The organism is Pseudomonas sp. MM211, from assembly GCF_020386635.1.
GTDB lineage: Bacteria > Pseudomonadota > Gammaproteobacteria > Pseudomonadales > Pseudomonadaceae > Aquipseudomonas.
Genome location: NZ_CP081942.1, coordinates 238251 through 260662 on the forward strand (window position 1 = coordinate 238251; position 22412 = coordinate 260662).

23 protein-coding genes are annotated in these 22412 nt (G+C 62.7%); 7 read left to right on the forward strand and 16 right to left on the reverse strand.

The window, feature by feature from the left end:
* Window positions 1–55: 55 nt before the first annotated feature.
* The 5 genes from bioD to bioB all read right to left on the reverse strand — a co-directional run bounded on the left by bioD (window position 56) and on the right by bioB (window position 4525).
* Window positions 56–739 (reverse strand): dethiobiotin synthase, encoded by a 684-nt coding sequence (bioD, locus tag K5Q02_RS01055; protein WP_225835537.1) that lies wholly within the window; start codon window positions 737–739, stop codon window positions 56–58.
* The gene (bioC, locus tag K5Q02_RS01060) at window positions 736–1527 is read right to left on the reverse strand and encodes a malonyl-ACP O-methyltransferase BioC (protein WP_225835539.1); all 792 of its coding nucleotides are present in this window, start codon (window positions 1525–1527) and stop codon (window positions 736–738) included. Before bioC ends, bioD begins: the two co-directional genes overlap by 4 nt.
* Window positions 1511–2230: an alpha/beta fold hydrolase gene (locus K5Q02_RS01065; protein ID WP_225835541.1), complete on the reverse strand. Its 720-nt coding sequence runs from the start codon at window positions 2228–2230 to the stop codon at window positions 1511–1513. Before K5Q02_RS01065 ends, bioC begins: the two co-directional genes overlap by 17 nt.
* A complete protein-coding gene (bioF, locus tag K5Q02_RS01070; RefSeq protein ID WP_225835542.1) occupies window positions 2223–3401 on the reverse strand; it encodes an 8-amino-7-oxononanoate synthase in 1179 nt (392 codons plus the stop codon). The genes K5Q02_RS01065 and bioF overlap by 8 nt, the downstream gene beginning before the upstream one ends.
* Before the next feature lie 68 nt (window positions 3402–3469).
* Complete coding sequence (gene bioB / locus K5Q02_RS01075; protein ID WP_225835544.1) at window positions 3470–4525, reverse strand: biotin synthase BioB; 1056 nt, start codon at window positions 4523–4525, stop codon at window positions 3470–3472.
* Window positions 4526–4608: 83 nt separating this feature from the next.
* Between bioB and K5Q02_RS01080 the strand changes: the two genes are divergently transcribed.
* Window positions 4609–5346, forward strand: a complete 738-nt coding sequence (locus K5Q02_RS01080) for a ComF family protein (protein WP_225835546.1) — start codon at window positions 4609–4611, stop codon at window positions 5344–5346.
* A gap of 57 nt (window positions 5347–5403) precedes the next feature.
* Complete coding sequence (locus K5Q02_RS01085; RefSeq protein ID WP_225835547.1) at window positions 5404–6168, forward strand: TOBE domain-containing protein; 765 nt, start codon at window positions 5404–5406, stop codon at window positions 6166–6168.
* A 129-nt stretch (window positions 6169–6297) separates the two neighbouring features.
* On the opposite strand, the gene nadE is transcribed toward K5Q02_RS01085, so the two are convergent.
* The 3 genes from nadE to K5Q02_RS01100 all read right to left on the reverse strand — a co-directional run bounded on the left by nadE (window position 6298) and on the right by K5Q02_RS01100 (window position 9131).
* Window positions 6298–7125 carry an ammonia-dependent NAD(+) synthetase gene (gene nadE / locus K5Q02_RS01090; RefSeq protein WP_225835553.1) on the reverse strand — a complete coding sequence of 276 codons (828 nt, stop codon included), beginning with the start codon at window positions 7123–7125 and terminating at the stop codon, window positions 6298–6300.
* 154 nt (window positions 7126–7279) lie between these two features.
* Window positions 7280–8485, reverse strand: coding sequence for a nicotinate phosphoribosyltransferase (gene pncB, locus K5Q02_RS01095; RefSeq protein WP_225835554.1), 1206 nt, complete (start codon window positions 8483–8485; stop codon window positions 7280–7282).
* Window positions 8478–9131 (reverse strand): nicotinamidase, encoded by a 654-nt coding sequence (locus tag K5Q02_RS01100; RefSeq protein ID WP_225835556.1) that lies wholly within the window; start codon window positions 9129–9131, stop codon window positions 8478–8480. The genes pncB and K5Q02_RS01100 overlap by 8 nt, the downstream gene beginning before the upstream one ends.
* Window positions 9132–9230: 99 nt before the next feature.
* Here K5Q02_RS01100 and K5Q02_RS01105 point away from each other — a divergent pair, with 99 nt between their 5' ends.
* Both K5Q02_RS01105 and K5Q02_RS01110 read left to right on the forward strand, forming a co-directional pair.
* Window positions 9231–9812, forward strand: coding sequence for an adenylyltransferase/cytidyltransferase family protein (locus tag K5Q02_RS01105; RefSeq protein ID WP_225835558.1), 582 nt, complete (start codon window positions 9231–9233; stop codon window positions 9810–9812).
* Window positions 9809–10519, forward strand: a complete 711-nt coding sequence (locus tag K5Q02_RS01110; RefSeq protein ID WP_225835559.1) for an NUDIX domain-containing protein — start codon at window positions 9809–9811, stop codon at window positions 10517–10519. The genes K5Q02_RS01105 and K5Q02_RS01110 overlap by 4 nt, the downstream gene beginning before the upstream one ends.
* A 189-nt stretch (window positions 10520–10708) precedes the next feature.
* Here K5Q02_RS01110 and K5Q02_RS01115 read toward each other — a convergent pair whose 3' ends face one another.
* From K5Q02_RS01115 to K5Q02_RS01150, 8 genes are all read right to left on the reverse strand, one after another.
* Window positions 10709–11140, reverse strand: a complete 432-nt coding sequence (locus tag K5Q02_RS01115; RefSeq protein WP_225835561.1) for a carboxymuconolactone decarboxylase family protein — start codon at window positions 11138–11140, stop codon at window positions 10709–10711.
* Between the two features lie 4 nt (window positions 11141–11144).
* Window positions 11145–11759 (reverse strand): FMN-dependent NADH-azoreductase, encoded by a 615-nt coding sequence (locus K5Q02_RS01120; RefSeq protein WP_225835562.1) that lies wholly within the window; start codon window positions 11757–11759, stop codon window positions 11145–11147.
* Window positions 11756–12205: a GNAT family N-acetyltransferase gene (locus K5Q02_RS01125; RefSeq protein ID WP_225835564.1), complete on the reverse strand. Its 450-nt coding sequence runs from the start codon at window positions 12203–12205 to the stop codon at window positions 11756–11758. The genes K5Q02_RS01120 and K5Q02_RS01125 overlap by 4 nt, the downstream gene beginning before the upstream one ends.
* A 96-nt stretch (window positions 12206–12301) precedes the next feature.
* Complete coding sequence (locus K5Q02_RS01130) at window positions 12302–12721, reverse strand: DUF4174 domain-containing protein (RefSeq protein WP_225835567.1); 420 nt, start codon at window positions 12719–12721, stop codon at window positions 12302–12304.
* Between the two features lie 230 nt (window positions 12722–12951).
* Window positions 12952–14865, reverse strand: a complete 1914-nt coding sequence (gene speA / locus K5Q02_RS01135) for an arginine decarboxylase (protein ID WP_225835570.1) — start codon at window positions 14863–14865, stop codon at window positions 12952–12954.
* Between the two features lie 117 nt (window positions 14866–14982).
* Complete coding sequence (locus K5Q02_RS01140; RefSeq protein WP_225835573.1) at window positions 14983–15354, reverse strand: translation initiation factor Sui1; 372 nt, start codon at window positions 15352–15354, stop codon at window positions 14983–14985.
* 139 nt (window positions 15355–15493) lie between these two features.
* Window positions 15494–16027: an NUDIX hydrolase gene (locus K5Q02_RS01145; protein ID WP_442963949.1), complete on the reverse strand. Its 534-nt coding sequence runs from the start codon at window positions 16025–16027 to the stop codon at window positions 15494–15496.
* Between the two features lie 3 nt (window positions 16028–16030).
* On the reverse strand, window positions 16031–17098 hold the full coding sequence (locus K5Q02_RS01150; RefSeq protein ID WP_225835576.1) for a DUF2333 family protein: 1068 nt from the start codon (window positions 17096–17098) through the stop codon (window positions 16031–16033).
* Window positions 17099–17440: 342 nt separating this feature from the next.
* Here K5Q02_RS01150 and K5Q02_RS01155 point away from each other — a divergent pair, with 342 nt between their 5' ends.
* From K5Q02_RS01155 to K5Q02_RS01165, 3 genes are all read left to right on the forward strand, one after another.
* Window positions 17441–19054 (forward strand): diguanylate cyclase, encoded by a 1614-nt coding sequence (locus K5Q02_RS01155; RefSeq protein WP_225835577.1) that lies wholly within the window; start codon window positions 17441–17443, stop codon window positions 19052–19054.
* 1111 nt (window positions 19055–20165) lie between these two features.
* Window positions 20166–21209, forward strand: coding sequence for a methyl-accepting chemotaxis protein (locus tag K5Q02_RS24460; protein WP_442964031.1), 1044 nt, complete (start codon window positions 20166–20168; stop codon window positions 21207–21209).
* Window positions 21210–21437: 228 nt separating this feature from the next.
* On the forward strand, window positions 21438–22412 hold the full coding sequence (locus tag K5Q02_RS01165) for a serine/threonine protein kinase (protein ID WP_225835579.1): 975 nt from the start codon (window positions 21438–21440) through the stop codon (window positions 22410–22412).

A 22412-nucleotide genomic window follows, 5' to 3' on the forward strand; every position in this document is an offset into this window, starting at 1 on the left:
TTTAAGCAGAAGCCGCTTAAAAAATGTACAGCCAAAAATAATGCATGAGCTGGCTTTATAGCATCATTCGCGATAAATCGAGGTAATTCGCCACCTGCTCTGGCGAGGCCGGTTGCAGGTGCGGCACCTGGCCAATACAGGGCCCTGGAAGGCGCTCGCTCAGGGTATCGAGGTTGTCCTGCAGTCGCGCGGCATGGGGGTCGACGATATTGGCTACCCAGCCCGCGAGCGGCAGGCCGTCCGCGAGGATCGCCTCGGCGGTCAGCACCGCATGGTTGATGCAACCCAGGCGCACGCCCACCACTAGAATCACCGGAAGCTCCAGTGCGCGAGCCAAATCCGACAGGTTGGCCGCGCCGGTCAGTGGTACGCGCCAGCCACCAGCACCTTCGACCAGAGTGAAGTCCGCACCTTTGCCCAGAATCACCCGAACCGCGGCGTTCAAAGCCGGCACCTCGAGCAGCACCCCTTCGTCGCGCGCCGCCAGATGCGGCGCGATTGCCGGAGCGAAGGCATTGGGGTTCACCTCGTCATAGCGCAGCGGCAGGCTGCATTGGGCAAGCAGTGCCAAAGCATCGTCGTTGCGCAGCCCCTCTGCGGTAAGCAGGCAGCCAGAGGCTACCGGCTTGGCCGCAGCCGTCGACAGCCCGGCGCGGCGAGCCGCGTGCAGCAGGCCCGCTGCAATGGTGGTCTTGCCGATTTCGGTATCGGTGCCCGTGACGAAATAGGCTGCACTCATGAGCGCTGCTCCTTTTGCAGTACGCCATAGATGACCTGATAGGTGCAGGGCAGCCCCTCGGGCTGACGCAGCTGTTCGTAAGCCTCGTCGAGCGCGCGCAAGCGTGCGCGCCCGGTCAGCCCGGCTGGGCGGCCATCGTTGAGATTGTGTGCGCCCAATGCCTTGAGACCGTAGGTGAGGCTGCGCAGATCCGGGTAGTGGAGGCGGTGCGCCTGGATCTGCAACGCCTCCACCTGCATACCGCTGGCAGCGCATAGCGCCTGATAGTCTTCGACGCGACGGAAGCGGTTGACGTGCACGAAGCCGTCCACGACCTGCCAGCTGTCACGCAGCTCCTGCAAGGTACCAATGCACAGGCTGCTGAACGCCAGCACACCGCCCGGTCGCAATACCCTGCGTGCCTCGCTGAGCACAGCCTGGAAGTCGGCGCACCACTGCAAGGCCAGGCTCGAGAAAATCAGATCACAACTCTGATCGCGTAGTGGCAACTGCTCGGCGTCTCCGGCCACGTAACACTGCGCGCCGCCCTGCTGCCGGGCGTGCTGCAGCATGCCTTCGGCGATGTCCAGAGAGATACCTTGTGCGAGGGGGAACCATTCGCCCAGCGCCCGGCTGAAGTGGCCAGTACCACAACCAAGGTCGAGCCATCGCCCCGGCTGTGTGGACAATGGCAGCCGCCACAACAACCGGCGACCCACATCGCGCTGCAATTCGGCGACGCTGTCATAACTGCCAGCGGCTCTGGAAAAGGACGCCGCCACCCGGCGCTTGTCAGGCAGCTCGTTCACCTTGCGCCTCCATGAAACCGAGCAGCATGGCCGCTACGTGCTCGGCCTGCTCCACAGCGAACCCATGGCTCGCGCCCTCGACACTGAGCACCCGGGCAGCAGGCTGCAATGCCTGAACAGCAGCAGCGGCAGCCGCCGGTACCAACGCATCGGCAGTGGCGAACAGGTGAAGTTGCGGCCCCTGGAACTGCAGCAGTGCGACTCGGGTATCGAGGGTAGCAAGCAGATCGAGCCCGGCCAGCGAGTCGACGCCGCCAGCTTGCGCCAGCAATGTGCGGGAAAGTCCCCTCGCATCGGCAGCACCCTGGCAGCAGAGCATGGCGAAGCGCTTGAGGGTTGCGCTCGGGTTCTGGCGATACGACTCGTGAAACGCCTCGAAGGTAGCTGTCCCCATCGCTGCCGGCCAACCCTCGCGGGCAATGAAGGAGGCATTGCTGGCCAGCGTCAGCAGACCAGGACAATCCCCTGCCCGCCGTGCTGCCAACAGGCTGGCGAGCATGCCGCCCAGTGACCAGCCACCCAGCCAGGCACCCCGAGGCAGGCACTCGTCCAGGTGGTCGACCCAAAGTTCCAGCTGCCCATGTTCAAACGGTGGTAGCGGTTCGATATCGACCTGCAACTGCGAGCCGAGTGCATCGACAAGCGGCTGCAATGGCGCACTGCCAAGCCCCCAGCCGGGTAGCAGAATCAGTCTTTCAGCCATCACCGCGCTCTCCCGGCATCTGCGCCCAACAATCGGCGAGTGCCTCCAGCAGGCGATCGACCTGGGTGAGCTCATGGCTGGCAGACAGGGTGACTCGCAACCGAGCGCCGCCTGCTGGCACGGTGGGCGGGCGAATCGCGGTGACCAGAATGCCGCACTCGCGCAGCGCCTGAGACAAAGCGACGGCGCGGCCACTGTCGCCGATCAGGATCGGCTGAATCGGCGTGTCGCTATCCATCAGTTGCAGGCCGATGCTCCCCGCCCCTTCGCGAAATCGACGGATCAGCGCGGCCAGGTGCTCACGTCGCCAGTGCTCGCGGCGCAGCAGTTCGAGACTCTTCAGGGTGGCACAAGCCAACGCTGGTGGCTGGCTGGTGGTGTAGATGTACGGCCGGGCGAACTGCACCAGCGTATCGATCAGATCGTCACTGCCGGCGACGAAGGCGCCAGCAGTGCCGAACGCCTTGCCAAGGGTGCCGACCAGCACCGGAACGTCGTTCATACCAAGGCCGAAATGCTCGACCACACCACCGCCCGTTGCGCCCAGGGTGCCGAAGCCATGGGCATCATCGACCATCAGCCAGGCATCCTTGCTGCGTGCCTCGGCGCACAGTGCAGGCAGATCCGCGATATCGCCGTCCATGCTGAAGACGCCGTCGCAAACCACCAGGGTATTGCCCTCGGCCTTGTCCAGGCGCGTGGCGAGGCTGCCGCGGTCGTTATGCAGGTAGCGCGAGAAACGCGCGCCGCTGAGCAGGCCCGCATCCAGCAACGAGGCATGGTTGAGGCGGTCTTCGAGCACCGTGTCACCCTTGCCGACCAGCGCCGTGACGGCGCCCAGGTTGGCCATGTAGCCGGTGGAAAACAGCAATGCACGGGGTCGCCCGGTGAAATCGGCCAGGGCCTCTTCCAGTTCATGGTGCGGCGTGCTGTGGCCGATCACCAGATGCGAGGCGCCGCCGCCAACGCCCCAACGTTGGGCGCCAGCCCGCCAGGCCTCGACCACCAGCGGATGGTTGGCCAGGCCGAGATAATCGTTGGAACAGAACGCCAGCAACTGGCGACCGTCCACCTCCACCAGCGGCCCTTGCGGGCTGCCCAGCAGGGGGCGCTGGCGATAGAGATCGGCGGCACGACGCTCGGCCAGGCGAGCGGCAAGATCGAAAGGCATCAGAAAAGCTCCGGGCGGCAGGCGTCGGGCAGGCAACGTCTTTGCCGGCCCGAGACCTGCGGCAACTATCAGACTGCGGCGTCGTAGAACAGCCGCGAGTCGCGCTGCTCAACCAGCGCCTGCTCGATGGCGGCCTGGTGCACCTCGTCGGCGTGCTCCTCGCGCGCTTCGGGCTGAATGCCCAGGCGTGCGAACAGCTGCATGTCCTTGTCGGCCTGGGGGTTGGCGGTGGTCAGCAGTTTTTCGCCGTAGAAAATCGAGTTGGCGCCGGCGAAGAACGCCAGGGCCTGCATCTGCTCGTTCATCGCCTCACGCCCGGCGGACAGGCGCACATGGGATTTCGGCATCATGATGCGCGCCACCGCCAACATGCGGATGAAGTCGAAGGGATCGACATCTTCCTCGTTGGCCAGCGGCGTGCCCTCGACCTTGACCAGCATGTTGATCGGAACCGACTCCGGGTGCTCCGGCAGGTTGGCCAGCTGGATCAGCAGGCCGGCGCGGTCATCCAGCGACTCGCCCATGCCGAGGATGCCGCCGGAGCAGATTTTCATGCCGGCGTCGCGCACATAAGCCAGCGTCTGCAGGCGCTCGGAGTAGGTGCGGGTGGTGATGATGCTGCCGTAGAACTCCGGCGAGGTATCCAGGTTGTGGTTGTAGTAGTCGAGGCCCGCCTCAGCCAGGGCGGCGGTCTGCTCCTTGTCGAGCTTGCCCAGGGTCATGCAGGTTTCCAGGCCCAGGGCCTTCACGCCTTCGACCATTTTCAGCACGTAGGGCATGTCCTTGGCGGACGGATGCTTCCAGGCCGCGCCCATGCAGAACCGGGTCGAACCGATGGCCTTGGCCTCGGCAGCCGCTTCCAGCACCTTCTGCACTTCCATCAGTTTCTGCTTGTCCAGGCCGGTGTTGTAGTGGCCGGACTGCGGACAGTACTTGCAGTCTTCAGGACAGGCCCCGGTCTTGATCGACAGCAGCGTGGAGACCTGCACACGGTTGGCATCGAAATGCGCACGGTGCACGGTCTGGGCATGGAACAGCAGGTCATTGAACGGTTGCTCGAACAGCGCCCGAACTTCCTTCAGGCTCCAATCGTGACGCAGAGTGGCGGCGGTACTAGCGCTCATGGGGGCAAGTCCTTATCTACAGGCGGCCTGCTACAGTCGTAAGCAGACCCAACACGGATGTGCGGCATAGTTAAGGAAGCGTCATGCACTGTCAACCATCGACATTTATAAAGGTTTACAACTGGTTAAAAATAAAACAAACCTGTTCACTGTGTGACGATCCTGTCGACGCCGCCCTGCCACTGTGCACGGAATGCGATGCCGAGCTCCCGTGGCTCGGCCCACACTGCCAGGTCTGCGCCCTGCCCCTTGCCGTCGACGGCCTTACCTGCGGCGGCTGCCTGAAACGCCCACCTGCATTCAGCCGTGTCGAAGCGCCGTGGCGTTATGGCTTTCCTGTGGATGCGCTGATCAATCGCTTCAAGCATCAGGCTCGCTGGCCCATGGGCCGGCTGCTCGGCGACCTGCTCGCTCGCCATCTGGCGCATGCCTTCAGCGAAGGGCTGCCCAGGCCCGACGTATTGCTACCCGTACCGCTATCGCCCAAACGGCAGCGCCAGCGCGGTTTCAACCAGGCACAGATGCTGGCCCAGGTGGTCGGTCAGACGCTACAGATTCCCCAGCACAGCGACTGGCTACAGCGTATTGGCGACACCCCGGCTCAGCAGAAACTCGATGCAGCAGCCCGTCGCCGTAATCTGCGCGGTGCCTTTGCGGTGCTGCCCAAAGCGCAGGTGAACGCACAGCACGTGGCGCTGATCGATGACGTGCTGACCACGGGTGCCACGACGCAGCAGCTTGCCCGCCTGCTGATCCGCGCCGGCGCGGCGCGCGTGGATGTCTACTGCCTGGCGCGTACACCTGCGCCGGGTGATCATTGACGAGGGCTGGAGCGTCACGCACAGTGGCCAACCCTCGTGATTAGCACTGCCCTGCCCATGACCACCCTCTCTCTGCTCGCCCAGCACGTGACCCGCCGCCCGCAACGCATCGCCTTGCTCGAACAGATTGCCGAGCAGGGCTCGATCACCCGCGCGGCCAAGGCGGCGGGTATGAGCTACAAGGCAGCCTGGGATGCCATCGACGAGCTGAACAACCTGGCCGATCAGCCACTGGTAGCCCGTAGCGTGGGCGGCAAAGGCGGTGGCGGCGCAAGGCTGACGCCGGCCGGTGAACGCCTGCTGCAGTTGCACCAGCGCCTGCAGGCCATTCAAGCCGAAGTGCTGCAGGCCGCCGAAGACGACACCGACCTGCAGGTGCTCGGCCGCCTGATGCTGCGTACCAGCGCGCGCAACCAGCTCAGCGGTCGGGTAAGAACGATCCAGCCGCAAGGCGGTAACGATCTGATCGACATCGAGCTGCCCGGAGGCTCGTCGATCCAGGCACAGATCACCCGCAGCAGCACCCAGCATTTGCAGCTAGAGCCCCATGCTCCCTTGATGGTGTTGATCAAGGCCGGCTGGCTGCAGCTCAGTGCGCCAAGCCAGGAGGCCGATCCGAATCTCAACGAGTTACAGGGGACTATCGAGCAGATTCTGCTCGAGGTCGACGGCCCCTGCGAAGTGCGCATTGCCCTACCCAATGGGCAAACGCTGTGCGCCCAGGCCTATGCGGAGCAGCTCGCCAGTCAGCATTTGCTAATAGGGAGCCCGGTGCGGGCGCAGTTCGCCGCCGGCCATGTGTTGTTGGGCACGCAAATTTAGAGCACCTGCAATGGCCGGGCTAAAGCCATCGAGCCGAAACAGGTCGCCTTGGTAGTTGGGTGAAGCCCATCTACCTACAAGCGCATATAAAAAAGCCCGCAGGCAGCGGGCTTTTCTACGGCAGGATCCTCAAGGCACCAGCGGTAGCTCGCGTTTGTGCTGGGTCTTGTCGTAGGTCTGCACGATGGCCTGATAGGCCGACTCGTTGACGGGCTTGCCCTGCAGGAAGGCATCGATGTCTTCGTAGCTGACGCCGTGCACCTGCTCATCCGGAATGCCGGGGCGTTCGTCTTCCAGATCCGCTGTCGGCACCTTCGAGAAGACCGCTGCCGGAGCGCCGAGGCGTTCAGCGATCTGCCGCACCTGGCCTTTGACCAGACCGCTCAATGGCGCCAGGTCGCAGGCGCCGTCACCGAACTTGGTGAAGAAGCCCATCACCGCTTCCGCCGCATGGTCGGTGCCGATGACCAGGCCATTGCGCGCGTTGGCCACGGTGTATTGAGCCAGCATGCGCATCCGCGCCTTGGTATTGCCGAGCACGAAGTCACGGCGCGACGAGGCCAGCACGCCCAGTTCGGGGATCTGCCCGGCCAGCCCTGCCACTGCCGGAGCGATGTCTATGGTCAGCACTTCGTCCGCGGCGATGAAGGCAAGCGCGGTCTGGGCATCGGCCTCGTCGTGCTGGACGTTGTGCGGCAGGCGGATGGCGACGAAACGGTAGCTCTGATCCTGCGTTTCGCTGCGCAACTGCTCAACGGTGAGCTGTGCCAGGCGCCCGGCGGTAGAAGAATCGACGCCGCCGCTGATTCCCAGCACCAGCACCTTGGTGTGCGAGGCGGCCAGAGTGGCCTTGATGAACGCGATACGCCCGGCGATCTCGGCGTCCACATCGGCCGGCGAGGAGAACGGGGCGATGACGCCCAGGGCGGTGGCGATTTCGGCTTGTCGGTTGCTCATGGTGTCTCTCCCTTAGAACGTGTTCTGGATCTTGCGAGCTAGAGCCCGGCTAGGAAAAAAGAGGTGAGGAAGCGGAGTGTACTTTTGTACATGAGCATTCCGAACCTGTTTTTGACGCCGCCGGGCCGACGCGCAGCTGATCCTGAATAGGTTATTAGTTCGCTTCGAGGCGAAAAACATGCTTCAGATAGGTCACGAAGTTCGGGTCGCGGCACTGGGTCTTGCCGGGTGTATCGGAGATCTTCGCCACCGGCTGGCCGTTGCAGTCGATCATCTTGATGACGATGTTCATCGGTTCGACACCCTGAATGTCGCAGGTCAGGTTGGTACCGATGCCGAAGCTGACGTTAATGCGATCATGCAGCGCGCGATACAGTTCCAGAGCCTTGGGCATGGTCAGACCGTCGGAGAAGATCAGCGTCTTGCCCTGCGGGTCGATGCCGAGTTTCTCATAGTGCGCGATGGCCTTTTCGGCCCACTGCAAAGGGTCACCGGAGTCGTGACGCAAGCCATCGAACAGCTTGGCGAAGTACAGATCGAAGTCCTCGAGAAAGCTGGACATGCCGATGGTGTCGGTCAGGGCGATGCCGAGCAGGCCGCGGTATTCCTTGACCCAGCACTCCAGCGCCACCTTCTGGCTGTCGATCAACCGCGGGCCCAGTTGCTGGTGCGCCATGAACCATTCGTGGGCCATGGTGCCGATCGGCTTGAGGTCGAATTCACGGGCCAGGTGCACGTTGCTGGTACCCACGAAGCGGCCCGGGAAATCGCGCTTGAGGATGTGTACCACCTCTTCCTGCACCCGGTAGGAAAAGCGCCGACGCGTGCCAAAATCCGCAAGCTGGAAATCTGCCAGCTCAGCGGCCGAGGCTTCTCCCTTGAGCCAGTCGAGCTTCTCGTAGAGCCGCTCGCGAACCTGCTCGATCACCACTTCGCGGTAACGGTAGCGGTTGCGCACTTCCGAGACGATGGCCAGCAGCGGGATCTCATAGAGGATCACGTGCAGCCAGGGCCCGCGCACCCGGATCGCCAACTGGCCGGCTGCGTCAGTACCGACGTGCACGTAGCGCATGTTGAAACGGAACAGGCTGAGGAAGCGGATGAAGTCGGCCTTGATGAAGGGGATCTTCTCCAGGTAGGCCAGTTGATCCGGGGTGATCGAGGTGTTGACCAGTTGCTCGATCTGGTAGCGGATCTCCGCCAGATACGGCGTCAGATCCTCGTTGCTGCGGCAACGGAACTCCCACTCCACTTCGGCGTTGGGGTAGTTGTGCAGCACCGCCTGCATCATGGTCAGCTTGTAGAAGTCGGTGTCCAGCAGGTTCTGGATGATGCTGGGGGCGAATACGCTCTCACTCATGGTCACTCTCCTCGAGGCGGGCCAACTCGTTGTCGAGCGCTCCGCTGTCGGCGCAGATGATGATGCCCTGCGCGCGCATCTGGTCGATGGCTTGCGTTGCGCCGGCTTCGGAAATGGCCCGGCAGGCCGGAAGATACAGCAACACCTGGAAGCCGGCGCTGCGCAATTGCAATGCGGTGTTCTGCACGCAGAAATCCAGGGCTAGGCCGCCGACCACCAGTGCATCCACACCGGCGACCTTCAGGTATTCGATGACGCCCGTACTGCGCTTGCCGGCCAGGTCGTGGAAGCAGGCGCCGTAGGGGTGTAGATCGGGCTCGACGCCCTTCCAGACGAAAAAGTCGTAGTCGATCGGTGCAGGCAGTCCGTCCAACAGCTCGAAGCCAGGCGTACCCGGTACGCAGTGGCTGACCCAAGTCAGGTCGGCATTGGCATGGCTCAGGGGCTGCAGCATCTGCTCATGACGCTCCACCACCCAGATGGCGTTGGGGGCATGGGCGTCTTTGCTGCCCAAACGCAGGGTGCCACGACGCGCCATGTCGTTGAGCGGCGCGGCGATCTCATGGCCGCCGGCCACAGGCAGTTCATCGGGGCACAGGTTGGTGAAGCCCTTTTGTGCATCGACATCGAACGTGGCGATCTTCATCTGACACCTCCTACTGGTGGAGCCGCATCGCTGCGGGGTGGAAACATATTCCACCAGGTGTATTATATCTGTCAACACCTGCTCACGAGGAGATTCGCGATGCTGTCGTCATCACTCCAGACCTTTGCCGCGGCCAGTGCCCAGCCAACACCGCAACACTTCGCCATGGCCATATACGGTGGCGCCTTCGATCCGCCCCACGCCGGCCACGCCAGCGTCATCCAACGCGCGCTGGACGTAGCGGATCGAGTGGTGGTGGTGCCCAGCTACCGGCACGCCGATGCCAAGCGCATGGCGGCCTTCGAGCTGCGTTGTACCTGGGTCGAACGTCTGGCGGAACGCTTCGGCGAACGCGTGGTGTGCTCTACCGTGGAGCGCCAGCTGGGTGCTGATGGCAACGTGATCTACAGCTACGACCTGATGAACCACATCGCCCGGCAGCATCAGTTGCCAGCGCATCGCCTGGCACTGGTGATCGGCGAGGACAACCTCACTCGCCTGACCACCTTTTACCGGGCAGCGGAATTGCGCGAGCGGTTCGGCCTGCTGGTGGCGAATGTGGAGATGACCGTGCACAGCAGCGCGATTCGCGCGATGATCGCTGCCGGGCAAACGATCCCTGAGGCCTGGCAGCTGCCGGAAATCCAGGCCGACATGACGATTTACAGGAGGGCGATGTGAGTTCTGCGGAAGTACTGGCGAGTGTCGACCTGATCGCCTTGCGCATGGATGCCGAGAGCCGGCAGCTGCACCTTTTGTTGCACCGCCGCGAGCGGGAGCCCTTCCTCGGGCAATGGGCGCTGCCAGGGGTGATCGTCAACGGCAGCACTCAGGATGCGAACCTGGAGGCCGCTGCCCACCGCGTACTGCGTGACAAGGCCCAGGTTGTGCCTCGGCACCTGGAACAGGTCGGCACCGAGGGCAGCGCCAACCGTGATCCACGGGGCTGGTCGATGAGCACCTACTACCTGGCGCTGCTGGCCCCGGACACCGAAACGGCCGATGACGGCCTGCGTTTCGTGCCGCTGGAAGAGGTGCTGGACGGGCGCATCGCCCTGCCCTTCGACCACGGGGATCTGGTGCGCCTCAGCCTGGAGCGCCTGGCGGGCAAATCGGTGTACACCAGCCTGCCCCTGTACCTCGCCCCGCCACGCTTCACCGTGCTCGACGCCCTGAATGCAGCCCAGGCCTGCCTGGGCACGACGATCAACAACACCTCGCTGCGCAAACGTCTGGAGCGCATGAAGGAAGCCGGCTGGATTCGCGACACCGGGGAAAAGAACTTCCCGAAAATGGGCCGCCCCCAGCAGCTCTGGGAGCTGACCGAGCAGGCCAACGGCGTGTTCGTGTTCGACCGCAGCCTGCTGGCGGAGCGCACAGGTATTTGATCTCGCCGCTCGGAGCGACTCGAATGCTGCTGATTATGAAGGGCAGCAGAGTAGCGTAAGCGGACATCGGGCTCTGCTGATTTTGTGGGAGCGGCTTTAGCCGCGATTGTGCCTGTCTAGGCGTAAAGAGCTCGCGGCTAAAGCCGCTCCCACGAGGGATGTCCGCTTTAATTTTTTAGCGTCTGCGGGCTACTGCCGCATGCCAATCGCCAGCCGATTGAAGGCGTTCATCAGCGAGATGGCAAAGGTCAGGTCGCTTATCTGCGTATCGTCGAAATGCGCCTTGAGCGGCTCGAAGACCTCATCCGGCGCGTGAGTCTGCGCGATGTCGGTCAGCGACTCGGCCCAGGCCAACGCCGCCCGCTCGGCATCACTGAAGTGCGCGCTGATGCGCCAGCCGGCCAGGCTGTCCAGTTTGACCTGCGTGGTGCCACCCTGACGCAAAGCCTTGGCATGCATTTCCAGGCAGAAGGCGCAGCCGTTGATCTGCGAAATGCGCAGGTACACCAGCTCGATCAGTGGCAGGCCCAGGCTGCTGGCAGCCAGGGCGTTCTTGGTGGCCAGCAGGCCTTTGTAGGCGTCGGGTGAGAGCTGGCTGTAGGGCAGGCGCAAGGTGGTCATGGCGTTATCTCCGTGGAGGGCTAGAGAAGAAATTTGTTGTTTTTTCCAACTGTGGCAGCACCGCATTCAGGGCTGCCTGCACCGACTCGGCGCCCAGGGCCATGCCCTGCTGGTGGACGAACTCGACCTGAGTGATACCCAGGGTGCTCAGCACATGACGCAGGTAGGCACTGAGAAAATCCGACTGACGCGCCTGCTCACCGTGATAGAAGCCGCCGGCACTCACCAGCACCAGAGTGGGCCGATCCTGCAGCAAACCGACTTTGCCCTGCGCCGAGGTGGTGAAACTGCGGTGGATTCTCAGCACGTAATCGATCCACAGCTTGAGCGCGGCGGGCACGTTGAAGTTGTGCATCGGGGTGACGATGATCAGGCAGTCGCTGGCCTCCAGCTCGGCAATCAACACTTCGGAGCAGGCGAAGGCAGGATCATCGAAAGGTGCGGAGCCGGTCAGCGCCGATGCGTATTCGGCACTGACCGGTGGCAGCGGCTCACCAGCCAGATCGCGCTCGATCACCTCGGCACTTGGCCAGCGCCGCGCTATCAGTTGCCGCGCCATCTGGCTGCCGCTGGCCTCTTGCCGATGCGGACTGCACTCGAGCAACAGAATACGTTTCATGCGGCCTCCTCTGACAGCGGTTGAACGAAGTGCATGCCACGCGCCAGGAGGCCCTGGCGGTAATAGAATCGCTGGGCCAGGGCATTGCCCAGCGCGGTGTCCAGAACCAGGTAGGCATGGCCCGTACTGATGGCGTGCGCCCGCACCGCATCGATCAGCAACTGGCCGAGCCCACCACGCTGCTCGTCGGGCAGCGCAATCAGGTCATCGATATAGACGAAACGTCCGTAGAGGGTGTTTTCCTGCAGCCGATAGCCGGCCAGCGCAACGACCCGATCGCCTCGCCACGCGGCAAGCAGGCGATACCCTTGGCCAGCTTGACGCTGCACCTGACGCGCGAATGCATTGGCGTCGTTCAGGTGCGGCCGAAGCTCGCGCATGACAGAAAAGCAGGCCAGGCACTCGGCCTTGCCTTGCACGGTACGAAGGGTGACAGGTCGAGACATGCTGGCGTCCTCTGCATCAGATGGACGCTACCTTAAAGACAGCTTGGCCCTACCCATAGAGCCAAGACCGGTAAAAATCATTGATCCATCAGCGGATCATTCGCCCTGGCGCATGGGCATCCGGTCGATGGTGGCGAAGATTTTCTGCAAGTCCGCATCGGCGCCTTCCTGGATCTTCTTGCCGCCGTCCTTGCCGACCAGAATGATCTGCGGCCGCTCGCTACCTGCATCCAGCGCCAACAACAGGCGTTTGGTGGCGATGGCATCCAGGGGCTGATCGTTACGCTGGCCCTGTTTGCCAACCACGGTGTAGAGCACCATGTCGCGCTCGACGAAGGCTTCGCGGTTGGCGGGTTGCGCCAAGGCTTCACGCACCCGAACGAGCAACGGATCGCTGGCATCGTCGGCGAGAAGGATCAACGGGCGGGTTTTCCAGAGTTCGGCTTGTAGCGGGTTGTCTGCAGCGTGGCCAGTGATGGCGAGTGCCGAGAGCAGTGCAGCCAGAATGGCTTTCATCGCGACGCCTCCTTTACAGGTGATCGGAATACAAGCGGCAGACGGCTGGATTGGTGACCACAAGGCCACCTCCGCAGAACGGCTGCCATCGCATCGCTCGCAAGCGAGCGCCTACAATTTCGCAACCTATCCGATCCCGTAGGAGCCGGCTTGCCGGCGATTTAGTCGCCATCAAGCCGGCCTGCAGAACAGTCATCACTCGCAAGCGAGTCCTGACCAATCACCGGTTCTCAGTACGACAGGTACGAAGAACGCGTCAGGCCCAGACGCAAGGCGTCGAGGTACTGGGTACGCTCGCGCACGGTAATCTTGGCGCTAGCGACCTTGTCGCGATAGTGAGTCATCAGCTCCTCGGGCGACAGGTGCACGTAGCGCAGCATGTCCTCGATGGTGTCGTGGGTTTCGATGCCGGCGTGGTAAACGCTGCCGTCCTGGTTCTGGTAGATGTTCACCGAATCGGTGTCACCGAACAGGTTATGCATGTCGCCGAGAATTTCCTGATACGCACCGACCAGAAAGATACCCAGCACGTAATCCTCACCATCGCGCAGTTCATGCACCGGCAGGCTGGTTTCGATGGACTGCTCGTCCACGTACTGGTTGATCTTGCCATCCGAGTCGCAGGTCAGATCCTGCAGCACGGCGCGGCGCAACGGCTCTTCGTCCAGGCGATTGAGCGGCAGGATCGGCAGAATCTGGCCGATTGCCCAGGTGTCCGGCAGGCTCTGGAATACCGAGAAGTTGCAGATGTACTTGTCGGCGAGCTTGTCGTTGAGCTCGTCGAGCACCTGGCGGTGCGAACGCTGACGCGCCTTCAACTGGTTGTACAGACGGCGGCAGATGGAGAAGTAGCACTGCTCGGCGAGGGCCTTCTGCGGCAGGTCGAGCTTGCCGGCAGAATATTGCGCAGCCACTTCGCTGACGTAGTGAGTGGCGCGCCAGTAGCTTTCGGCGACCATTTCCGGATCGCTGTCACCGAGCAGGTCGATCAGCACCTGCAGCACTTCCGGCTGCTCGACGCTGCGGTCGATTTCCGGCACCTCGTCGTTGTGGCGCTCGACATCGGTCACCTGCACCAGCAGCACCGCGTGATGCGCAGTCATTGCCCGGCCGCTCTCGGAGAAGATGTGCGGATGGGGGATTTCCTGGCGATCGCAGAACTCTTTGAGCATGTCGACTACCGCATCGGCGTAGTCTTCCATGTCGTAGTTGATGGAGCTGGCGTTGCGCGAGTGGGTACCGTCGTAGTCCACACCCAGGCCGCCGCCGACATCGATATGATCGACCGGCAGGCCGAGCGCGCGCAGCTCGCCGTAATAACGGATGGCTTCACGGAAGCCCTTGCGGTAGTCGGCGATGTTGGCGATCTGCGAGCCCATATGGAAGTGCAGCAGGCGGATGCCCTGATCCAGGCCAGCCTGGCGGAAGCGCTCGACCACCGACAGCAGCTGCGCTGCAGACAGGCCGAACTTGGACTTCTCACCGCCGGTATCAGCCCACTTCGAGGATGCCAGGGACGATAGACGCACACGCAGACCGATCTGCGGCGCTACCTTGAGTTCAGCGGCCTCCTCGATCACCAGGGCGACTTCCGATTCCTTCTCGATAACGATGAATACGTTGTGGCCGAGCTTCTGCCCGATCAGCGCCAGGCGGATGAACTCGCGATCTTTGTAACCGTTGCAGACGATGGTGCCGCCCTTCGGTGCCAACGCCAGTACCGCCAGCAGTTCTGGCTTGGAACCGGCTTCAAGGCCGATAGAGACGTTCTGCGTCGCGATGATGTTTTCCACCACCGCTTCCTGCTGGTTGACCTTGATCGGGTACAGCGCGGTGTAGCGGTTGTTGTATTCCAAACGCGCGATGCTGGCGTCGAAGGCGCCGGTCAGCTTACGCACACGATCCTGCAGGATGTCCGGAAAACGCACCAGCAATGGCAGCGACAGACCGCTCTGGCGCAACTCTTCGACCTGCTCGTGGAGGTCGATGGGCGTGCTGCCCGGCCCGTTGGGGCGAACCTCGACACGGCCGGCCTCATTGATCGAGAAATAACCCGCGCCCCAATGGCGAATGCCATAGACGCTGCGGCTGTCGGCCACCGTCCATTGGCTCCCATCGTCCTTGCGTGTACGTCGTGCGGCCATTGAGGTCTCCCTTGTTGCAAATGGGCTGATGCTGTCGAAAGAGTCGAGCGAGCATAAAGCCTGAAAATGACGAATGCTCGGCAGTGGACTGGCCGAGCATTCGGTAAGTTTAGAAAGTTAGCCGCCGGACTTCTTCGCCTTGAAGCCACGCTTGAGCAGTTCGGCGAGCAGTAATTCCACGTGGTCGCCCTGAATCTCGATCACCCCATCTTTCAGGGAGCCACCGCAGCCGCAACGCTTCTTCAGCACCGACGCCAGCTCCTTGAGCGGCTCTTCGGCCAGCGGCACGCCGCTGATGGTGGTCACCGTCTTGCCGCCACGGCCTTTGGTCTCGCGGCGTACCCGGGCAATACCATCGCCTTCCGGGATCGCCGTACGCGAGCAGGTGCAGGCATCCACTGGCTGCCCACAATCCGGACAATGCCGGCCGGCGTCAGTGGAATAGACCAGGCCACCGAGCCCAGCGAACGAAGAGGTTTTATTGGCCACCGCATTTTTCCTCAGTGGATTGGCGAAGCGGCGCAGTGTAACGACAAAGCCGCCCCGTGCTAAGAACCGAAATGCGCCACAGGCTGATGGATTGGCGACCCGCGCTCAATCAGTCGCGCGAGCCGCCCTGATCACGCGTCTATCGATTGGCCAGATAGTGCTGCAAGGCTTGCAACGAGTCGGGGCAGTAAGGTTTGCTCTGCGTATCGAGCAATGCGGCCTGCACCGTGACGAAACGGGCCTCCAGCACCTCCTCAGGCTGCAGTACCAAGGGCGCATCGGATACCGCCGAGAACACGGCGCACCACAAGCGATTGTCCGGCTGCTCGAAGAAGAATCGCCCTTCATCACGCAGCACCGCATCACGGATACCCAGCTCTTCTGCCAGCTCGCGCTCGGCCGACTGCTCATAACTCTCGCCGGACGCGACCATGCCGCCAGCCGCCACATCCCAATAACCGGGATACACCGCCTTGCTCAGGGTACGTCGATGCACGCAGAGCTCACCGACCGAATTGAACAGCAGGATAAAGGTGCCGCGGCCGATCAGGCCGCGATTGCGCAGTTCGGCGCGAGGGAGCGCGCCCAGCAGCTGATCCTGCTCGTCGACCCAGGCGATCAGCTCGGCATCCGAGGCGGCGCGATGCGCCACCTCGGCTTCGGCGATAGCCACCAATCAACCTTGGGAGAGCAGTTGGCGCAGATCGATCACCGCGGCGTTGGCACGCGAGATGTAGTTGGCCATCACCAGCGAGTGGTTGGCGAGGATGCCGTAGCCACTGCCATTGAGCACCATCGGGCTCCACAGCGTGGCTTGGGCCGCCTCCAGCTCGCGGATGATCTGCCGAACGCTGACGGTCGCGTTCTTCTTCGCCAGCACGTCGGCAAAATCTACCTCGATGGCACGCAGCAGGTGCGACAGCGCCCAGGCCTGACCCCGTGCCTCGTAGAACACGTTGTCGATCTGCAGCCATGGCGTTTCGTAGGTGCGCTCAGTCACCTCGGGCACCTGACCTTCCGCCAATTGAGTGGTCTCGGTGATTTCGGTGTTCAGGCGCACCTGGCCAACGCTGGCCGACAGCCGCTGTGACAGCGAGCCGAGACGGGTGGCGACATCGCCGAACCAGTTGTTCAGGTTATCGGCACGGGTGTAGAAACGCGCGCCACCCTGCCCCGGCTCGGACAGACGAGCCAGGTAGCGATCCAGAGAGTTGATGCCGTCACGGTATTCCGATTCGGCAGCAGGCAGCGCCCAGCTACGGTGATCGAAGTTGAAGCGCGGCTCGGCGCGGGCCAGGTCGCCATCTTCGGTGGACTGCGACTGGGAACGCGCGAAGTCCTTGCGCAGCGCACGGGAGAAGTCACGCACCTGCACCAGCACGCCGTATTCCCAGCTCGGCATGTTGTCGAGCCACAGGCCCGGCGGAGCCAGGTCGTTGGACAGGAAACCGCCCGGCTTGTCGAGCAGGGTCTCGGCGACCTGCTTGAGCGTTTCCACCGAGGTATAACCGTCGACCACCTGGCGCTGACTGCTTTCGGCTGCAGCCTGCACACGTTGCTGCACCGGGAACATGTCCGGTTCCTGGCTCCAATACCAGCCGACGATCAGCGCTATAAGCAGGTAGGCACCCAGCAAACCGATGACCAGGCCACCAAGCCGGCCGCCGACGCGACGGCGTGATCCAGCGGTAGCGCCATCGTTGGCACTGTGCGTACCCGAGGTGCGGTTCTTCCAATCAAGCATGGCGATTATCCTTTGATCTGCAACATATCAGAGCTTCGACCACAGGCCGAAAGGAGGGTTGCGCTAATACTTGCGACCCAACGAGCTCACGAGCAAGCCTACGCTGTTCACTATAAGGGAAGGCTGTTGCGCTGCGCAGCGTCACAACCTGTTCACGACGTGACAACGCGCCAGGAACCATCAACATGTCAATCGATCGGCATAAAGCTGCCGAGCGCATATGTCCTCGCGTGCGGGGCGATTCACAGCATTAATGCCAAAGGAATGGCAAAATAATCACCCAGTGATAGCATGGCGCCATCACTCGGTAGCGATTCGCCGCCCCATGCAGATTAAAGGCCCATGACCGAGCACGAAGATCCCAGCCGCGACCGGCTCAAGCAGCACTTCGCCCAGCGCGTCATCCACCAGGCTCGCCAGGTTCTGGAAGTCTGGCAGCGCCTGCAGCACGCCGAATGGAACGATGCGGGTATGCAGGAGCTGCATGAAGCGGCACAACTGCTGCAGCGCTATGCCGAGCGCTTCGAGCAGGCCGAGCACCGCCAGTTGGCGCAACGCATCGTCGCCTGCCTGAGCGCTGTGGATGCCAACCGCGGGCGACTCAACAGTGAGGTGATCAGCGAGCTCAACCAATTGATGCAGCGCCTTTCGCGCACAGGCCTGCGCCATGGCGACCGCTTCGAACAGACCACTTTGCCGCCGCTGCGCAAACCGGTTTACCTGGCCTTGCAGCACCTGGAACGCGCCGAACGCCTGGCTCAACAGCTGGAGTTCTTCGGCATGAGCGCCAAGCCGCTGGACACTGCCAATGCCTTCCGCGCCGCCATGCTCGAACGCCACCCAGCGGCCATCCTGATGGAAATCGACTTCGCCGGCAGCGGCAACGGCCTGCTCCTGGCGCAGGATGTACAGGAAGGACTGCAAGAGAAGATTCCGCTGCTGTTCTACAGCCATGAAGATACCGATACCCCAACCCGCCTGGCTGCTGTACGCGTTGGCGGCCGCGAATTCTTCAGCGGCACACTGGACGCCTCCAGCCTGCTGGAACGCATCGAAGTGCTCACCCACGTCGCCCAGTACGAACCGTACCGCGTGTTGATCATCGATGATTCCCGTGCCCAGGCTACCCACACCGAGCGAGTGCTCAACAGTGCCGGCATCGTCACCCGTACCCTCACCGAGCCAATTCAGGCCATGGCCGAACTGGCCGATTTCCAGCCGGATCTGATCATCCTCGACATGTACATGCCGGCCTGCAGCGGCACCGAGCTGGCCAAGGTGATCCGCCACAACGATCGCTATGTCAGCGTGCCGATCATTTATCTGTCTGCCGAAGACGATCTCGACAAGCAACTCGACGCCATGAGCGAAGGTGGCGACGACTTCCTCACCAAACCGATCAAGCCGCGGCACCTGATCGCCACCGTGCGCAACCGTGCCGATCGTGCTCGCAACCTCAGGGCGCGCATGGTGCGTGACAGCCTCACCGGTCTGTTCAATCACACCCATACGCTGCAGTTGCTCGAAGATGAGCGCTTCCGTGCCCAGCGCGACTTGCAGCCGCTGAGCTTCGCCATGATCGATATCGACTTTTTCAAGAAGGTCAACGACAACTACGGCCACCCCATGGGCGACAGGGTGATCAAGAGCCTGGCGCTGTTCCTCAAGCAGCGGCTACGCAAGAGCGACTGCATCGGCCGCTATGGCGGTGAAGAGTTCGCCGTGGTGATGCCCAATACCGACGCACGCACCGCCGCCAAGGTGATCGATGAAGTGCGCAAGCGTTTCGCCGAAATCCATTACCCCGCGCATCCTCAGGATCTCAGTTGTACATTCAGCTGCGGTATCGCCGAACTACGTGACGATCTGGATAGCAAGAACCTGTCACAGCGCGCCGATGAGGCGCTGTACCGCGCCAAGAATGGCGGCCGTAACCGCGTCGAGGTGTACGACTGAGCTGAACTCTAGCGCGACTGTTTGACACGAGTACGCGCTCAGAACCACCACAGCCGCCGGTCGCTTGGATGACGCCCCTATGTGACACAGCGCACGGCGTCACACCCCTGTCATGAAGGTGCAATAACTTACCGACACCGCCGCACTGCATGGCGCAGTGCCATCACCGTTCAGTCGTCGGTCGAGTCCCATGCGCCTTAAATCTCTTACCAATCTCAACACCCTGCTGCTGGTCGGTGTCGGTATCGCCTTAGCCTGCACGCTATGGTGGTCACAGCGGGCACTGGAGCGCCCTTATGTACTGATGGAGCAGTACCTGAGCCTTTCCCAGCAATTCCAACGTGAGGCCGCAGGCAACATCCTAGGCTACCTGGAAAGCGGCGACGCCTTGCGCCACAGCGCCGCCCTGCAGGGCGTCGATGCGTTACAGCAAAACATCGCCCAACTGCCTGCCAACCTCGCAGGCGATCTCGGTAACAGCCTGAATGACCTGAAAACCTTCACGGCTGATGAACTGCTCGCAGCCGGCAAACTGTCCGGTGATCCCCAAGGGCTACTGATCCAGGCCGAGCGGGAAATAGCCGGCGCGTTATCACAAATCGCCAAGTATGCCGATGAAGGTCAGGGCGAGGCGGCGCAAGCCTATGGCCGCCCCTTGTTCGAGGCGTCCCAACACCTCGCCCGTTTGGCACTGGCACGCGACAAGCTGGTCAGTAGCGGGCGCAGCGAACTGGCAGCGGACGTGGAGCGTGAAGTGCATTCGCTGCAGGAGCTGGCGAAAACCATCGATAACCTGGCGCTGCTCGGCGTCACCGATGAAGCGGCATCAGGCGGTAACGCCTTCGCCTCGCTGATGGGGCTGGACAGCGACAGCCAGGAGAGCGAGGCGGAAGATCGCGGTATCGCCCTCAAACGTGAGCTCAACAGCCTGCTCGGCCGCTACCCGGGCGAGCTGACGCGTACCCGAACGCTGATTGAGCAGCGCGGCCAGTTGGCTGCGGCCACCCGCGCGAGCCTGGATGCGGTGCAACAGTCGTTCACTACGCTGGAGCCGCAAGTGCGTGCCGAGCATGGTCGTATCCAGGGTGAAGTGCGCCTGATCCTCGGCGCCATGGTGGCGCTGATCCTGCTTATCGCGCTGATCATCGATACCCTGCAGCGCCGCCTCAGCCGTCTGCTTGAGCGCCTGGTGCCGGCACTCTCGGCATGGGCCGCTGGCGACTTCAGCCGCGAGATTCACCTGGCCACCAACACCCGCGAGCTGCGTGATATCGAGGAGTCGCTGAATCGCCTGCGCGCCTACCTGGTCGATCTGGTCGGTACCATCCACCAGCACGCCGGCCAGGTGTCGGCTTCCAGCCGCACGCTGGCCGATCTCAGCGGCGGTCTGCACGACGGCGCCGAACGCCAGGCCAGCGATACCGCGCAGATTCGCGACGCACTCGGTGAACTGGAAGCGACCATCCTTCAGGTCGCAGACGACGCCAGCCAGACCGCTACCGCCAGCCGCGACGCCGACAGAGCGTTAGCGCAGGGTCAGCAGGTGATCGGCAACAGCCTGACAGGCTTGCATGCTCTGGTTGAGGAAGTGCAGGGCAACGCCCAATCCATTGAGCGCCTAGCGGAGGAAACGGGCACTATCGGCAGCGTGCTGACGGTTATCCACAGCATCGCCGAGCAGACCAATCTGCTCGCCCTCAACGCCGCCATCGAAGCAGCCCGAGCCGGCGAGGCTGGTCGCGGTTTTGCCGTAGTGGCGGACGAAGTACGCACGCTGTCATTGCGTACCAGCGCAGCCACCACGCAGATTCAGGATGTGATCGGGCGCCTTCAAAAAGCGGCGAATGGGTCGCTGGTGGCCATGCGCAGCCAGGTCGAACACGCCGAAGCGACTGCCAACCAGGCGCGGACGGCAGATGGTGCTCTGGATGAAATCGTCAGTGCAATCCGCACCATCACCAGCATGGCCGGGCGCATCGCCGACGCCACCGCTTATCAGGGCGGCGCAGTAAGCGAAATCCGCGACCACAGCGAACGCATCCATCAACTGGGCAGCGACAACCTGCTGCGCATCAGCCAAGGGCGTGCCCAAAGCGGCGAGCTGCAGGCGCTGAGTGGCCAACTGAACCAGGCAGTGCAGGCATTTCGCGTGTAGAACAATTGAGCCCTGATGGGCTCAATTTTACCTACTTGGCACCTGGCGCCCCAAAGCCTGGCTAGCGCGGCGATACCCAGGGCAACCAAGTCCGTTAAGAAAATGCAGTCGCCGAACTCATCACCCAGTCAGCCCCAAAAACGGCACCTCAAAGGTACCCAACACGAATAGTGACCGTGCCGAATGGCCCCAGGCGTTACACTCTGCGGCCAACCGACGGAGCTGCCCATGTCTCATCCTTTCGCCGCCCTCACCCCCGACCTGGTTCTGGATGCCGTCGAAAGCCTCGGCTATCTCAGCGACGCCCGTGTGCTGGCGCTGAACAGCTACGAGAACCGCGTCTATCAAGTAGGCATCGAAGGGGAAACCCCGCTGATCGCCAAGTTCTACCGGCCTCAGCGCTGGAGCGATGAGGCGATCCGCGAGGAACATACCTTCACTGCCGAGCTGGCCGAATGCGATGTGCCCGTGGTGGCGCCGCTGCAGCGCGATGGCGAAACCCTGTTCGAACACGCCGGCTTCCGCTTCTCGCTGTTCCCGCGTCGTGGTGGTCGTGCGCCGGAGCCCGGCAACCTGGATCAGCTCTATCGACTCGGGCAACTGCTCGGGCGCCTGCATGCAGTCGGCTCCCTGCGCCCGTTCGCCCATCGCGAATCCCTGCGTGTGGACAACTTCGGCCATGCTTCCCTGGCGACCTTGCTGGAGGGCAACTTCGTACCGCGCAGCCTGCTGCCGGCCTACGAGTCGGTCGCCCGTGATCTGCTCAAGCGTCTGGATCAGCTGTTCGCGGAAAATCCGGTAAAAGCCATCCGCCTGCATGGTGACTGCCACCCAGGCAACCTGCTGTGCCGTGACGAGACCTTCCATATGGTCGACCTGGATGACTGCCGCATGGGCCCGGCAATTCAGGATCTGTGGATGATGCTCGCCGGCGAACGCCACGAGCGGCTTGGCCAGATCGCCGAGCTGGTCGACGGCTATCAGGAGTTCCACGACTTCAACCCGCGCGAGTTGCCCCTGATCGAAGGCTTCCGCTCCCTGCGGCTGATGCACTACAGCGCCTGGCTGGCGCGCCGCTGGGACGATCCGGCCTTTCCGCAGAGCTTCCCCTGGTTTGGCAGCGAGCGGTACTGGGGTGAGCAGATCCTGATGCTGCGCGAACAGATCGCCGCCTTGAACGAAGAGCCGTTGAAATTGTTTTGA

Coding starts and splice junctions, on each gene's coding strand:
- bioD (WP_225835537.1), bottom strand. CDS start 739: ATGAGTGCAGCCTATTTCGTCACGGGCACCGATACCGAAATCGGCAAG.
- K5Q02_RS01065 (WP_225835541.1), bottom strand. CDS start 2,230: ATGGCTGAAAGACTGATTCTGCTACCCGGCTGGGGGCTTGGCAGTGCG.
- bioF (WP_225835542.1), bottom strand. CDS start 3,401: ATGCCTTTCGATCTTGCCGCTCGCCTGGCCGAGCGTCGTGCCGCCGAT.
- bioB (WP_225835544.1), bottom strand. CDS start 4,525: ATGAGCGCTAGTACCGCCGCCACTCTGCGTCACGATTGGAGCCTGAAG.
- K5Q02_RS01080 (WP_225835546.1), top strand. CDS start 4,609: ATGCACTGTCAACCATCGACATTTATAAAGGTTTACAACTGGTTAAAA.
- K5Q02_RS01085 (WP_225835547.1), top strand. CDS start 5,404: ATGACCACCCTCTCTCTGCTCGCCCAGCACGTGACCCGCCGCCCGCAA.
- nadE (WP_225835553.1), bottom strand. CDS start 7,125: ATGAGCAACCGACAAGCCGAAATCGCCACCGCCCTGGGCGTCATCGCC.
- pncB (WP_225835554.1), bottom strand. CDS start 8,485: ATGAGTGAGAGCGTATTCGCCCCCAGCATCATCCAGAACCTGCTGGAC.
- K5Q02_RS01100 (WP_225835556.1), bottom strand. CDS start 9,131: ATGAAGATCGCCACGTTCGATGTCGATGCACAAAAGGGCTTCACCAAC.
- K5Q02_RS01105 (WP_225835558.1), top strand. CDS start 9,231: ATGCTGTCGTCATCACTCCAGACCTTTGCCGCGGCCAGTGCCCAGCCA.
- K5Q02_RS01115 (WP_225835561.1), bottom strand. CDS start 11,140: ATGACCACCTTGCGCCTGCCCTACAGCCAGCTCTCACCCGACGCCTAC.
- K5Q02_RS01120 (WP_225835562.1), bottom strand. CDS start 11,759: ATGAAACGTATTCTGTTGCTCGAGTGCAGTCCGCATCGGCAAGAGGCC.
- K5Q02_RS01125 (WP_225835564.1), bottom strand. CDS start 12,205: ATGTCTCGACCTGTCACCCTTCGTACCGTGCAAGGCAAGGCCGAGTGC.
- K5Q02_RS01130 (WP_225835567.1), bottom strand. CDS start 12,721: ATGAAAGCCATTCTGGCTGCACTGCTCTCGGCACTCGCCATCACTGGC.
- speA (WP_225835570.1), bottom strand. CDS start 14,865: ATGGCCGCACGACGTACACGCAAGGACGATGGGAGCCAATGGACGGTG.
- K5Q02_RS01150 (WP_225835576.1), bottom strand. CDS start 17,098: ATGCTTGATTGGAAGAACCGCACCTCGGGTACGCACAGTGCCAACGAT.
- K5Q02_RS01155 (WP_225835577.1), top strand. CDS start 17,441: ATGACCGAGCACGAAGATCCCAGCCGCGACCGGCTCAAGCAGCACTTC.
- K5Q02_RS24460 (WP_442964031.1), top strand. CDS start 20,166: ATGGTGGCGCTGATCCTGCTTATCGCGCTGATCATCGATACCCTGCAG.
- K5Q02_RS01165 (WP_225835579.1), top strand. CDS start 21,438: ATGTCTCATCCTTTCGCCGCCCTCACCCCCGACCTGGTTCTGGATGCC.